Source organism: Niabella aurantiaca DSM 17617 (assembly GCF_000374125.1).
Taxonomy (GTDB): domain Bacteria; phylum Bacteroidota; class Bacteroidia; order Chitinophagales; family Chitinophagaceae; genus Niabella; species Niabella aurantiaca.
The window spans coordinates 82,427-97,149 of sequence record NZ_KB893629.1; the positions used below are offsets into that span (position 1 = coordinate 82,427).

Here is a 14,723-nt window from a genome sequence, read left to right on the forward strand (position 1 = left end):
AATTACTGATATGAAACATTTCAATAAATACCTGTTTTTATTCTTTTTATTAGGGCTCGTCTCTACCGGGTGTAAAAAATTTATGGACAGAGCACCGCTTTCTGAGGTAACGGATGAAACAGCCTGGACCTCTGAAGATAATGTAAGGCTCTATGCAAACAGCCTGTACACAAGCTTTTTCCCGGGATATGGAGAAGGATTTGGAACAGGGGGCGCGGCGATGATGGGTTTCCAGTTCAGCGATGACATTTTTGCAATGGGCAACCAGGGCAATTTTACACGGGCGGTACCCAGCAGCAGTATCTGGAGCTATTCCACGATGCGCTCCATCAATATCCTGCTGGACCGCATTGAGAACCGGGTAAGCGGTATGTTGACAGAAGAAGCGAAAAACCACTGGACCGGTATCGGCCGTTTCTTCAGGGCAATGGAGTACAGCGACCTGGTAACCACCTTTGGGGACGTACCTTATTACGATCATGTTCCAAGTGATATTGACCTGGACGATCTTTATAAGCCCCGCACACCGCGCAACGAGGTGATGGATGCGGTGTACGATGATCTGAAATTTGCCCTGGCCAACATAAGGACCTCAGACGGAGATCAGTTTGTGAACCGGTATGTTGCGGCAGGTTTTGCCTCCAGGATCGCGCTGTATGAAGGTACCTGGCAGAAATACTATTACAACAACAATGAACGTGCACGTAAATTTTTAGAGCTGGCAGAAGAAGCCGCCGATATCGTGATCAGCAGCGGTAAATATGATATTGTTACCGACTTCCGGACCCTGTTTGCCTCCAATTCGCTGGCAGGAAATAAAGATGTGGTACTTTACCGGCATTATGATGCGGCTACCGGTATTACTCATTCGGTAGCATCCTATAATAACCTGTCTGAATCCCTGGCCTTTGGTCCCAGCACGGACCTGATCAAATCCTTTATCTGTGTTGACGGCCAACCCTGGCAAAATTCAGCTGAGACGGGCGCCGGTGATTTTTCCTTATCAAAAATGATCGCCACCCGCGATTCGAGGCTCGAAGCTTCCTTTTATGAAAAACCGACACCCAAAAACAGGGCTTCCTTCTGGTACACAGTTAAATTCATCCCCAGAAGTGTCATTACATCGGTAGCCGCCGGTAACGCACCGCCCAACGAGTTTACCAGCAGTAAGAACGAAACAGATTACCCGGTACTCCGGTATGCAGAAGTATTGCTGAACTGGATCGAAGCAAAGGAAGAGCTGGCGACCATTGGCGGAGGGGCCGTGACCCAGGACGATCTTGAGAGATCGGTGAATAAAATACGCAAGCGGCCGCTGGCAGAAGAAGCCGTAGCCAAAGGGGTGCAGCAAACAGCGCCGTTAGAGATCGCGAACCTGCCGGATGACCCCAAACGGGATCCTTCTGTGCCGGCCTTGCTGTGGGAGATCAGGCGGGAGCGCCGGATGGAATTTGCCTTTGAATATTCGCGCATCGGCGATCTCAGGCGCTGGAGCAAGCTGGCTTATATGGATACTGATCAGAAAAAAGATCTGTTGTCCGGCGGATGGGTGAACTTTTCAGCAGAAGTGCCTGACGAGCTAAAGACGGGAGTGTCCGTGGTAGACATGGCCGGCAATATTATCGTTTATAACGGTTCAAATGCTTCTGCGATGAAAGGGTTTTACCGGCTCACCAATACCAATGGCCGGTTGCCGTTCCTGAACCTGCCCGGGGTAAACCCCTACCTGTCGCCGATAGGACGGGTGCAGATCGATGAATATACCAGCAAAGGTTATACGCTTGCACAAACGGAAGGCTGGCCGCAGAACTAAACAGCAATGTTTAACCCCAAAACTCAAAAAAATGAAAATGGTGAACAATATCTCAAAATACTGGTGGGCACTGGCTGCTGTAATGCTTATCTGCTTTAATGCCTGCCAGAAGGATTTTCCAAAGAATGTGGAGTCGGATGATGAAGTGGTGCTGCAATCCATAAAGATCGTAAATGCGGGCGAGAACGGGAATACCGTGGTTGAAGGTGTTATCGACGAAAATAAAAAGACCGTCTCCTTCCCCCGTCTGGATACGCTTACGGACTTCAGCAATATTAAGTTCGAGGCGGTGATGTCTGGTGGTGCAACGCTGGACCAGGCTTCGTATAGCTTTGATTTTGGAGCGGGTGAGGCCTCCAAAACCAATGCCGTGAAAGTGGTGAACCATGCAAGGTTCCGTGAGTACCTGGTTACGTTAAGGCTGGATATCCCGGTGTTTGGCGCCGATTTTGGGAAACCGGTGATTTACGATTATACGAATAATGAGCTGGGGAACCCGGTTTATCCGTCGTTTGTTTCGTTGAATACGAGAGGAACCGGTTTTGACGGCCAGCACGTTTTAATCGTAACAAGAGCGGCAGGAGGGTCTCACCTTTTAAAAGTGAGCGATCTTAAGCAGAATAAAATAGAGCCCATACCCTTGAATCTGACGGGCGTTTCCGGAGGAACCTATACAGTAAACGTTGGTGCTCAGGTCAACGGGCATTCATATATTGCAAATCTGTCTGGCGGGCAGGCATCGCCATTCAAAATATACCACTGGACCGATCCTGCGGCCGCGCCCGATGTAATTGCAAATTTGAATATCGCCACAATACCGGGAGCCGGTGTACGTCATGGAGACAACATGTCGGTAAACCTGGATGAAAATGGTAATGGGTTTATGTACTTTGGGGACAATGCAGTTTCTAAGATTTTGAGATTAAAAGTTACCAATTATACCAGTATTTCAGATCCAACAGTACTGACCAATGCCAGCGGGTCCAGTTATGTGATGTCTTTTAACAGGGTGGGCAAAACTGCTGATTATATCTATACAGGTTATGATGCCCCCATAAGGGTTGCAAGTGAGTCTGCAGGCATTACTTACGCCTTAAGCAATACAGCAGTTCCCATAAGAGGGAGTGATGCCCGTGTGATCAGTTTTAACGGCGAGCGGTACCTGATCATGACAACTGCTGCAAGGAGTGGTTCGGATGCTGTTGTACTGTATGTATATGATATTACGAGGGGTAGCAGTACGGTGGAGGCTCTTACTCTTTTTAATGAAAGGGCCGACAAGTCGCCGGTTTATCAATACGCTCTGCTGGGACCTGCCAATTCTTCTCCCGGAACGCAAACGGGGTGGTTTATAACCAAAGGTGAAGATGGAAAAGATGAAAAATTAACATTGTACACCGCTTCTGCAGATGCAGGATTTGTACTGATCGACTTTCCTAAAAAACAACAAACCGATTAAGCTCATAGAAAATGAAAATACGGAACTGTTTTTTTGCAGCGGCTGCTGCGCTGGTGGTAATGTTGAGCGCCTGCAGCAAGGGCGGCAAGGTGGATCCCCAGCCCAAACCCGAACCGGAACCTCCGCAGGCGGGGGATATGATCCTGCCCAAAAAAGGTATGCGGGCCGCATGGGTGGCTACGGTATGGGGGCTGGACTGGCCGATGGGGCAGTACAACATGGCGGCGCAAAAGCAAATGTATATCGACTATCTGGAAAAGTTCAAACAGCTGAATATGAACGCCGCTTTTGTCCAGATCAAAGGGATGGGCGATGCCTTTTACAGTTCGCCGTATGAGCCCTGGAGCGCCAACATAACCGGAACAAGAGGAAAAGACCCGGGCTATGACGTATTGAAATTTATGATCGACGAGGCACATGCCCGCAATATTGAATTTCATGCCTGGATCAATCCGTTCAGGATCGCTACCCGGGCAGGTAATACCACGGCCTATCCTCCGCTTCACGCGTCCATTCCGGCAAACTGGGTGGTCAGTCATGAGAAATGGCAGATGTACAACCCGGCTATACCGGAAGCAAGACAGCGGCTGGCTGACATCGTAAAAGATATCATTACGAAGTATGATGTGGACGGGATACATATGGATGATTATTTTTATCCCGATCCTTCCTCTGCCGGGCAAATGGTATCGGATGCGGCGGACTACCAGACTTATGGCGCCGGCTACAGCACGATAGAGGATTTCCGGAGAGGGAATGTAGATAAGGCCATCAAAAGTGTTTATGATATAATAGTGGCCACCAAACCATCAGTGGTCTTTTCCATTTCGCCTACTTCTGATTTTACCTATAATAAGAATACGCTTTATGCAGATGTAAAGAAGTGGGCCACAGAAGGATGGATGGACATTGTCATTCCGCAGATTTATCATAACAGTAGTTTTGCAAGTAAGCTGACGGAGTGGGATATCTTTAATAACAAGCCTTATCTTATGATCGGTCATGGATATTATCTAATGACCAGCAGTTCCGAGCTGACCAGTCAGTTTAACCTTACAAAGAATAAAAAGGCCGTTGCCGGTAACCTGTTGTATAGTGCAAAATACCTGAACGAAAGCCCCGGGCTTACCACCCGGCTGGCGGAGATCTTTAAAGACCCTTCGGTGATCCCCTTTATGGGCCGCAACGTAGCCGCAGCCCCTGCCGAACCGCAGAATGTGCGCATGGAAGGCAATACCCTCAAATGGGCGACCACAGGCGATGTACGGTCTGTAGTTTATTTTACGGCTGATCTGAAACAGGAAGCAAGAGTACTCGCTATTACAGGAGGAAAAGAGGCGGCCGCTGCTTCCGGGGGATATTACTGTGTAACAACGATCAATAAGGATAATAAAGAAAGCAAGGCGTCAAAAGTGATCCGGAAATAATAAGGCCGGTTTGCCGTCCGCAAAGGCAAGATCAATGAGGCGATGATTGGCAGGCTAGGGGCCACTCTGAACTTGTTTCAGGGTTCGCATCATCTGTTGATGCCAGGGTAGAAGCCGGAACCATTCGGATCGTTGCGGAACAGCGCGCCGCAAATCATTGTAACAAGCACTACCGGGGACTTGCTCTTAGCCGCAGCGCGGCGGGGATCTTTGTGGGAAAGGCTTACGTTGGCGGTACGGAGCAGATCACGGGCGGGCACCTTCATTCATCTTGTGTTGGTTGCTAATAAAAGCAACGCGACATTGCAGTTTTTGCCTTTGACCATTAAATTCTAAAAATTAACTTGACGCATATGCGATTGCAATCGGGGCGGCAAGGTAAAATAAAGACTTGTAAGAAGCTGTTTAAAAACGATCCGGGAGCATCCTTATCCGTCACAAAAGGTACCGGCTTTTTATCGCCTCTACTTAGGGAATCGCTGTAGCCGTCATCTATAAAAAGCGGGGTTCAACGATCATTTTAGCAAAAGAGGCATGGCCTCGAAAGATCCGGCAAGAACGGGTTTCAACCCGTTCACACGTCCAAAAGAACAACAGAGAGCCATGGGGCTCGGGGCATAATGATCCGCGCCGGATGGCGCTTATAAGGAGGATCAAAATTTTATTTTTAAACAGCTTGTAAGACAACGATATTTAAGATGATACATATTTTAATAAAGTAAATACCCCCGGTATCAGCCCATTTTTCAGGTGATCATTGCTCTAAATATACCTGCGCGCTTGCCGGTATTTTATGTTCCTTCCAGGAAACTCTCACTGATATACCGGCCTACATCCGTAAGGTTTTTGGTTTGTTCGAACAGTGCCAGCTGGCGGTCGGCGCCCGTGCCCTGTTCCAGGATCCTGTGCACATGTTCAATGCGGTGGCGGCTTCCCAGGTGGTCAATAACGGGGTCCAGGAAGTCCAGCAGTTCATAGATCAGCGCACGGGTGTTCACTTCTTCTTCCTTGCCAAAATCGATCAGGTAGCCATCGATCCCGTACCGGCTGGCCCGCCATTTGTTCTCGTTGATCAGCGGCCGGGAATATTGAATAAAATTGAGGTTCTTGCTGCGCAGCATATAGATCCGGGCACAAACAGCCTGGAACAATGCGGCGATGGCAATGGTTTCATCCACGGTCATGGGAATATCGCAGATGCGGAACTCTACCGTGTTGAAAAACGGATGCACCCGCAGATCCCACCATATCTTTTTAGCGTTATCGATGCAGTTGGTCTTGATCAGCATTTTTACATAGTTATCATAAGCTTCAATGCTTTCAAACGCATCCGGAATGCCCGTCCGGGGAAATTTGTCAAATACCTTTGTACGGTAAGACTTATAACCGGTGGTCCGGCCTTCCCAAAACGGGGAATTGGTGCTCAGTGCAAAAATATGCGGCAGGAAATAGCGGGTGGAATTGGCAATATGGTTGGCCAGCTCCCGGCTTTCCATACCTACGTGCACGTGCAGGCCAAAGATCAGGTTACTCCGCGCTGCCTCCTGTAATTCATTGACGATCTCGTTGTACCGGATATGATCGGTGATGAGCTGTTGCTCCCAATGGCTGAAGGGGTGGGTGCCCGATGCACCAAGCGTCAGGTTCAGTGTAGCGGCTATTTCCGAAATGGTCTTCCGCAGCAGGGATACATCTTTATAGGCCTCGTCAATATCCTGACAGATGTCGGTACCTACCTCTACCACCGCCTGGTGCATCTCCGCTTTTACCTTATCCTTGATGATCTTCTGTCCCTCCTGCACGATCTTTTGCTCATGACTTTTTAACTCAAAGGTCTGGTTGTCCAGCACCATGTACTCTTCCTCCACGCCAAGGGTGAATGTTTTATAGTTGATGCTCATTTTATAATTTGATTCATGGTTTTTGATACTGGATACTCGATCTGGCATCCCGCATCCACCATCCTAAAAAGGCATTCGCCCTGCGCTCCTCTTTACGTATTCTCCCCAGGTAAGCTGATCGCCGCCGTTATTGGCCAATGCTTTTTCGATGGCATAATTTGCAGCTGTTTCCACTACCCATTCAAAATTTTCGGGCCCCACGCTTTTAATATCGGCATCAGGAGCGGGGTTGCAAAAATCGATAGCATAAGGAACGCCGTTTCTGAGTGCCAGTTCTACGGTATTGAAATCGTATCCCAGGTACCGGTTTATTTTCAGCACAATGTCCGTCATTTCCTGTAATTTTTCCGCCGTAGGTGCAAAATCGGCCACATAGCGCAGGTGATGCGGGTTACGCGGTTCATACGGCATGATGCGCACATATTTGCCACCGATGCAATAACAGCGGTAATACTCTTCAAAAACGATCTCCTCCTGCAGCAGCATGACCAGTTGCCCTGTCTCGCGATGCTTTTCAAAGAATTCCTCTTTGTTATGCAGCTTGTACACATGCTTCCAGCCACCGCCGGCAAAGGGTTTCATGTAAGCCGGAAAGCCCACTTCCCCAAAAATGCCATCCCAATCCAGGGGGTAGGCGAGGTTGCTGAAGGAATCGTCGGAGGTGTCATCCGGCCGGTCGTGCGAAGGAAGGATGGCCGTTTTGGGTATCGGAACCCCGATTTGGGTCATCAGGCAGTTGTTAAAGTATTTATCGTCCGCGCTCCACCAAAACGGGTTATTGATCACCGCGGTACCGGTCAGCGCCGCATTCTTTAGCCAGGTCCGGTAAAAAGGCACGTCCTGGCTGATGCGGTCAATGATCACCGAATATCCCGAAGGCTGGCCCTGCAGGGCCTTATCGATCCGGACAGGCTCCGCAGATACCCCATCTATTTGTTTACTGTTGATCCGTTGCACAAACGCCTCCGGAAAAGAGCGTTCTTTCCCAAATAAAATTCCGATTTTTTTCATTTCTTTATTTTTATTATTCTGCGGGGCAGAACTGGTTTTATGATGATGGCCTTGCGGCAAATGCCGGCCGGTATCTGTAAATGATGATCAGGGGATTTTCTGAAGAACTGATTTGCTCGTTATTATCGCATATTTCTCTTTTTTTAAGTGATTTCATAGCCCGGCAAAGGGAAAGCAGTCCCGGAAAACCTGGCTTTTATGCCGCCTTCTAAAGGCTTCATATTTGTTTTGTTTAATTTAGGATTGAATTTAAGTCATTCTCCTTTCCCTGCAAAAAATTATTACAGGCGATAATATTTAGGCTACCCGATTGCGGTATTTCACTACTTTTGAACGAATGAATACTGTACAGGAACCCGGCTATTTAACGGAACGGGCAACGTTTTTATCCACTCATTTACGGAGGCTGATAACGGCCGATTTTTACCTGCCCACCTGTGTGGATGACTTATCGGGCCTGAGCCTCCTGTTGATCAATGACGGACAGGATCTGCCGGTAATGAATTTCCGGACCCTGCTGCTGGATCTATATGTTGCGGGGGCCATTACCCCGGTGCTGTGTGTGGGTATTGTGGCAGGGGCCGACCGGAAACGGGAATACGGCGTTGCAGCGGAGCCCGATTACCTTGGCCGGGGCGATCTTGCCGGGGCCTATACCCGGTTTATTATTGAAGAGCTGCTCCCTTATATACGGGAAAAATATAAAGTGGCCGGGTTCCGGGATATGGCGTTTGCGGGTTTCTCCCTGGGAGGACTGAGCGCGCTGGACATTGTATGGAATCATCCCGGAATATTTTCAAAAGCGGGTGTATTCTCAGGATCGCTCTGGTGGCGCCGGAAAGACCAGGAGGATGCCGGCTATAACGATGACCGCGATCGCATCATGCAGCAGCAGATCCGGAACGGCGTTTTTAAACCCGGCCTGCGTTTCTTCTTACAATGTGGCCTTATGGATGAAGCGCACGACCGCAACAACAACGGGGTGATCGATGCCGTCGACGATACCCGCGACCTGGTTAAAGAGCTCATGCAAAAGGGATATAAGCCTGAGGCCGTATCTTACCTGGAGCTGGATGACGGACGGCACGACATCGCTACCTGGGGAAAGGCCATGCCTGCTTTTCTGAAATGGGGCTGGGGGACATAGAATTTGGAAATGGGGGTCCGCGGCAATCTAAAATATCCAATGTAAAACCGGCCTGAAAGGTATTAAATATGAAAGTGCGGTTCCCGTTGCGGCCTCCTGATCTTTCCACGGGCAATCGTTCATCGAGTCTGAAACCGGGTCCAACGTTGAAACCTGAAACTTTAAACATTAAACGTTCCTATGTCCAATCATCTCATAAACGAAACCAGTCCTTATTTATTACAGCATGCCCATAATCCCGTGGAATGGTATCCCTGGGGAGCAGCCGCATTGCAAAAAGCCCGTGACGAAGACAAGCCGATATTGGTAAGCATCGGTTATGCTGCCTGTCATTGGTGCCATGTAATGGAACGGGAAAGCTTTGAAGATCCCGAAACTGCGGCATTGATGAATGCGCATTTTGTCAATATAAAGATAGACCGGGAGGAACGGCCGGATCTGGACCATATTTATATGGACGCGGTACAGACCACGACCGGGAGCGGGGGCTGGCCGCTGAATGTATTTTTAACACCCGGTAAAAAACCCTTTTATGGTGGTACGTATTACCCGCCGCAGCCGCACGCCAACCGCCCTTCCTGGAAGCAGGTGCTGACGGCGGTAGCGGATGCGTTTCAGCAAAAACGGCAGGAGATCGAAAAGCAGGCAGAGGGACTGACACAACAGCTGGCAGATGCCAATTCATTCGGGTTCGGCAGCGGTGAGGGAACGTTTACCACCGACGATATCGATGCTGCCTGCTCCAATATCCTCAAACAGGCAGATAGCACCTGGGGTGGCTTTGGCAGGGCCCCGAAATTTCCACAAACGCAAACGATCCGGTACCTGCTGCGCTACGCGGTATTGGAAGAAGGGCGCCCGGAAAGCCTTGCCGGGAAAGCGCGGACGCAGGCTTTGCTGAGCCTGGACAAAATGATGGAGGGAGGCATCTATGACCAGATCGGCGGTGGTTTCGCCCGCTATGCAACGGACACGGAGTGGCTGGTTCCGCATTTTGAAAAGATGCTTTACGACAATGCCCTGCTGGTGGTCGCCCTTTCTGAGGCCTTCCAGGTGACGGGGGATGAACGGTATCGGCAATGCCTCGAGCAGACCCTGGATTTTATCGCACGGGAGCTGGCACACCCGCAGGGTGGTTTTTACGCGGCCCTCGATGCGGACAGCGAGGGGGTGGAAGGAAAATTTTATGTCTGGAGCAAGGCTGAAGTGAGCCGCCTGTTGGGCGATGATGCCGCTTTATTTTGCGCTTATTACGATATTACGGAAGCCGGGAACTGGGAGGGAACCAATATCCTGCGTATTTTAAGACCGGTGCGCGAAATGGCGCAGGACAGCGGGTGCACCACACAGGAACTGGAAGCGTTGCTGGCGCGGGGCAGGTCCCGGTTGTTAAAAGAACGGTCGGTGCGCATACGCCCCGGATTGGATGATAAGGTGATCCTCGGCTGGAATGCGCTGATGAACACCGCTTACAGCAAGGCCTTTGAGGCCACCGGCAACGAAGCATATAAGGAGAAAGCTATCTCCAACATGCGATTTCTGCTCGAAGCATTTAACGATAAAGAGGGGCGTCTGCTGCATGTATGGAAAGACGGGATTGCCAAATACCCCGCTTTCCTTGATGATTACGCCTGCCTGGCCGAAGCATTGCTGCAGTTATACCGCATTACCTCAGACACGGCCTGGCTGGTAAAGGCAAAGGATATTTGTAAAAACGTACAGGCTGACTTTATAGAAGAGGAGACCGGCTGCTTTTATTATACCCCCAGCGGCCAGGAGGATATCATTCTCCGTAAAAAAGAAGTGTATGATGGGGCCACACCCTCCGGCAATGCCCTTATGGCGCAGAACCTGCTGATGCTGGCACTCCTTTTTGATGAACCGGCGTGGCGGCAGCAGGCGGAACAGATGATGATGCAGCTCAGTCATGTTATTGTTAAATATCCCACTTCTTTCGGAGCATGGATGCTGGGATTCTATATGGCCAGGACCGGTTTTCAGGAGGTCGTTCTGCTGGGCAGCGGCTATGCGGCGGCGCAGCGCTCCCTGTTGCGGTACTTTCTTCCGCATTGTGTGTTGATGGCGGCGCCCGGGGCGGACGACCGGTTCCCTTTGCTGGCCGGCAAACAGGCCGGAAATCCCCTGTTGATCTATCTCTGCGAAAACTATGCCTGCCGGCAGCCCGTTCAGACGCCGGAGGAATTACTGCAGCTGCTGCATAAATAAGGATCACACGTACCTCTGCTTTGCTCGCGATTCATTTTTTACCGCAAGGTCTTTACAGGCGTGTTCCCTGCATTCGCAGCGGTTCATTTCTTATCATGGGGAGCGGAAACCCCGGCCACTTCTGCCTTTAGCTTTTTCCAAATCCGTTTATCCACAACTGTGCATATTTAACCCTGGGAATCCTGGTTTTGTAAAAGTAAATTCGTTATTCACACTTCAGTGTTTTTAACCTTAACCAAACTTTTATAAAATGGCGCCAACGAAAAAACAAAACCAGAATGGCCTGGGCTTTACCAGGAAATTCACCCGGGACGGAGTGAACCCCTTCGATATGTTCCAGTATGACTACCGCAGCTCTGTGATCAAAAATCCCAGTGGTGAGGTTGTCTTTCAGCTGGATGATGTGGAAGTGCCCAAACAGTGGAGTCAGATCGCAACTGATATATTGGCCCAGAAATATTTTCGTAAGGCGGGCGTACCCCTCGCCGACGGCACCACAGGCAGGGAAACCAGTGTAAAACAGGTAGCGCACCGCCTGGCGCATTGCTGGCGCGTATGGGGAGAGCGTTATGGTTATTTTGCCACGGCAGACGATGCGCAGATCTTTTATGATGAGCTGGTGTACTCCATCCTCAACCAATCCTGTGCGCCTAACAGTCCCCAATGGTTCAATACCGGCCTGCACGAGGTATACGGGATCACGGGTAAACCGCAAGGGCATTATTTTGTGGACCAGCAGGACGGCCAGCTGAAAAAATCAACCTCTGCGTATGAGCGGCCACAGCCTCACGCCTGTTTTATTCTTAGTGTGGAGGATGACCTGGTCAATGAAGGCGGGCTGATGGACCTGTGGGTACGCGAGGCCCGTATTTTTAAATACGGCAGTGGGGTAGGCACCAACTTCAGCAGTATCCGCGGTGAAGGAGAAAAACTGAGCGGGGGGGGTACATCCAGCGGGCTGATGAGTTTTTTAAAGATAGGCGACCGTGCTGCGGGGGCCATTAAAAGCGGGGGTACTACAAGGAGGGCTGCCAAAATGGTATGCCTGGATCTGGATCACCCCGAGATCGTCGAATTTGTGAACTGGAAGGTAGAAGAAGAAAATAAAGTGGCGGCATTGATCGCCGCGGGCTACTCCAGCGATTATGAGGGCGAAGCTTACCGGACCGTAAGTGGGCAGAACAGCAATAACTCGGTGCGCATTCCCAACGCCTTTTTTAAAGCCCTGGCGGCCGATGGCGACTGGGAGCTGAAGGCAAGGAGTACGGGTAAGACCATGCGCACCGTAAAGGCCAAAGACCTCTGGAACCAGATCAACTATGCAGCCTGGCGCTGCGCAGACCCCGGTACGCAGTATGATACAACCATCAATGAATGGCATACCTGTCCGGCGGGAGGTTCCATCCGTGCCAGCAACCCCTGTAGTGAATATATGTTCCTCGACAATACGGCCTGTAACCTGGCCAGCGTGAATCTGCGCAAGTTTTTCAATGAAGAGGAAAACCTGTTTGATGTTCCGGGTTTTGAATATACCTGCCGTTTATGGACGGTGGTGCTGGAGATCTCGGTACTGATGGCACAGTTCCCTTCAAAAGAAGTGGCTCAATTAAGCTATGATTACCGGACACTCGGATTGGGCTATGCCAACATCGGTTCCATGCTGATGGTAAGCGGCATTCCGTACGACAGCGAGGCGGCCCGTGGCATTGGCGGTGCCATCACGGCCATCATGACCGGCGTGGCCTACACCACTTCTGCAGAAATGGCCGGCAACCTGGGTGCATTTCCCCGGTTTCAGGAAAATAAAGAACAGATGCTGCGGGTCATGCGGAATCACCGCGCCGCCGCTTATGATGCAGCCGATGCCTATGAAGATCTGCAGATCAAACCGCAGGGCATCAATGCGGCCCATTGTCCGGATTACCTGTTGAAGGCAGCTACCAGGGCCTGGGACAATGCGGTGCAGCTGGGAGAAAAGAACGGCTACCGCAATGCACAAACAACCGTGATCGCGCCAACCGGCACCATCGGCCTGGTAATGGATTGTGATACCACCGGGGTAGAGCCGGACTTTGCATTGGTGAAGTTTAAAAAATTAAGCGGCGGCGGTTATTTCAAGATCATCAACCAGAGCGTGCCCCAGGCATTGCGGACATTAAAATATACAGAAGCGGAGATCGGGGAGATCATTAACTATGCCAAAGGACATGCCTCGCTAAAAGGAGCCCCCTACATCAATGAAGTCACCCTGGCAGAAAAGGGGCTTACAGCGGTAGAGATACAACAGCTGAATGCGGCAATGGCTACGGCCTTTGAGATCCGGTTCGCATTTAACGTGTTTACCCTCGGGGAGGCCTGTTTGCAGCGGCTGGGCTTTAAACCGGAAGTGTACAATGATTTCAGCTGGAATATGCTGGAGGCACTGGGCTTTGCTGCAAAAGAAATAGAAGCAGCCAACACATACGTTTGCGGTACCATGACGGTGGAAGGGGCACCTTATTTAAAAGAGGAACATTTGCCTATTTTCGATTGTGCCAATAAATGCGGACAGATCGGTCAGCGCTACATCCACGCACACGGGCATATCCGTATGATGGCTGCAGCGCAGCCGTTCCTGAGCGGGGCCATCAGCAAAACCATCAACCTTCCGAATGAAGCCACGGTTGAAGAAATTGCCGATGCGTATCAGCTAAGCTGGGAGCTGGGGCTGAAAGCCTGTGCATTGTATCGCGACGGGTCCAAGCTCAGTCAGCCGCTGAGCAATAAAGCAGATACAAAATCAAAGACGGAAACGGAAAACGAAACTACTGAAGAAAACGTTCAGGAGTCGGCGATGATCGACCTGGGCAAACTAACGATCGATGAACTGCTGGAGGAAGTGAACCACCGCGTGCAAAACAGCGCTGACACTTCCCTGAAACGCCAGCTGGCCATGATCGTGGAACGCCGTACCCTGCCCGCTAAACGGCGGGGCTATACACAAAAAGCGAAGATCAATGGCCAGGCTCTCTTCCTGCGCACCGGGGAGTATGGCGATGGGACCCTGGGCGAGATCTTTATCGATATGGCAAAAGAAGGCGCCACCATGCGAAGCATGCTCAACTGTTTTGCCATTGCTGTTTCCATAGGCCTGCAGTACGGTGTGCCCCTGGAAGAGTTTGTGGAAAAATTTGTATTTACCCGGTTCGAACCTGCCGGAATGGTACAGCACCCCAATATAAAGTCCACCACCTCCATCATCGATTTTATGTTCCGGGCATTGGCATATGAGTACCTCGGACGCGCAGATCTGGTGCATGTGCTGGACCGGTCGGAAGCAGCCACCCCGGCCGGAATGCAGGAGGAGTGGGATGCAGACACCCCCGCCATTGGCGAACGGAAGCCGGAGCTGAGCGAGGTAAGGGTTGTAGGTACGGGTGCCCCCAGGCCGGCGATGGAGCGCGGCTATAAATATGACGGGACCGGGCTGGATGCCGTGAATGCTGCAGCAAAAAACATGCAGGGCGATGCGCCCGCCTGCAACGTATGCGGCCACATCACCATTCGCAGCGGCACCTGTTATAAATGCCTGAACTGCGGCAACAGCCTGGGATGCAGTTAAGCGATCAGTAAACAGTAGATAAAGGATGTTGCCGCAACGGGACATCCTTTTTTTATGGATCACAGGCGAAAAAGAAACGGACGGAAGAAAGGTCGCACCTGCTGCCGGGGGGCGGCAAGGCGGTGTGTCCGTCAGCAT

8 protein-coding genes are annotated in these 14,723 nt (G+C 50.7%); 6 read left to right on the forward strand and 2 right to left on the reverse strand.

The genetic code is table 11. The features are described from left to right. Positions 1–10: 10 nt before the first annotated feature. The 3 genes from B160_RS0110460 to B160_RS0110470 are packed head-to-tail and all read left to right on the forward strand — an operon-like array spanning position 11 to position 4,699. Complete coding sequence (locus tag B160_RS0110460; RefSeq protein WP_018627858.1) at positions 11–1,813, forward strand: RagB/SusD family nutrient uptake outer membrane protein; 1,803 nt, start codon at positions 11–13, stop codon at positions 1,811–1,813. A 31-nt stretch (positions 1,814–1,844) separates the two neighbouring features. Further along, a complete protein-coding gene (locus tag B160_RS0110465) occupies positions 1,845–3,272 on the forward strand; it encodes a DUF4623 domain-containing protein (RefSeq protein ID WP_169540033.1) in 1,428 nt (475 codons plus the stop codon). 11 nt (positions 3,273–3,283) lie between these two features. Next, on the forward strand, positions 3,284–4,699 hold the full coding sequence (locus B160_RS0110470; RefSeq protein ID WP_018627860.1) for a glycoside hydrolase family 10-like protein: 1,416 nt from the start codon (positions 3,284–3,286) through the stop codon (positions 4,697–4,699). 791 nt (positions 4,700–5,490) lie between these two features. On the opposite strand, the gene B160_RS0110480 is transcribed toward B160_RS0110470, so the two are convergent. Both B160_RS0110480 and B160_RS0110485 read right to left on the reverse strand, forming a co-directional pair. Further along, positions 5,491–6,600 (reverse strand): carboxylate-amine ligase, encoded by a 1,110-nt coding sequence (locus tag B160_RS0110480; protein WP_018627862.1) that lies wholly within the window; start codon positions 6,598–6,600, stop codon positions 5,491–5,493. Positions 6,601–6,663: 63 nt separating this feature from the next. Beyond that, the gene (locus B160_RS0110485; RefSeq protein ID WP_018627863.1) at positions 6,664–7,611 is read right to left on the reverse strand and encodes an ATP-grasp domain-containing protein; all 948 of its coding nucleotides are present in this window, start codon (positions 7,609–7,611) and stop codon (positions 6,664–6,666) included. Positions 7,612–7,948: 337 nt separating this feature from the next. Between B160_RS0110485 and B160_RS0110495 the strand changes: the two genes are divergently transcribed. The 3 genes from B160_RS0110495 (at position 7,949) to B160_RS0110505 (ending at position 14,585) form a co-directional block, all read left to right on the forward strand. After that, positions 7,949–8,758: an alpha/beta hydrolase gene (locus B160_RS0110495; RefSeq protein WP_018627865.1), complete on the forward strand. Its 810-nt coding sequence runs from the start codon at positions 7,949–7,951 to the stop codon at positions 8,756–8,758. A gap of 180 nt (positions 8,759–8,938) precedes the next feature. After that, positions 8,939–10,984, forward strand: a complete 2,046-nt coding sequence (locus B160_RS0110500) for a thioredoxin domain-containing protein (RefSeq protein ID WP_018627866.1) — start codon at positions 8,939–8,941, stop codon at positions 10,982–10,984. Between the two features lie 250 nt (positions 10,985–11,234). Further along, positions 11,235–14,585, forward strand: coding sequence for a vitamin B12-dependent ribonucleotide reductase (locus B160_RS0110505; RefSeq protein WP_018627867.1), 3,351 nt, complete (start codon positions 11,235–11,237; stop codon positions 14,583–14,585). Positions 14,586–14,723 lie beyond the last annotated feature (138 nt).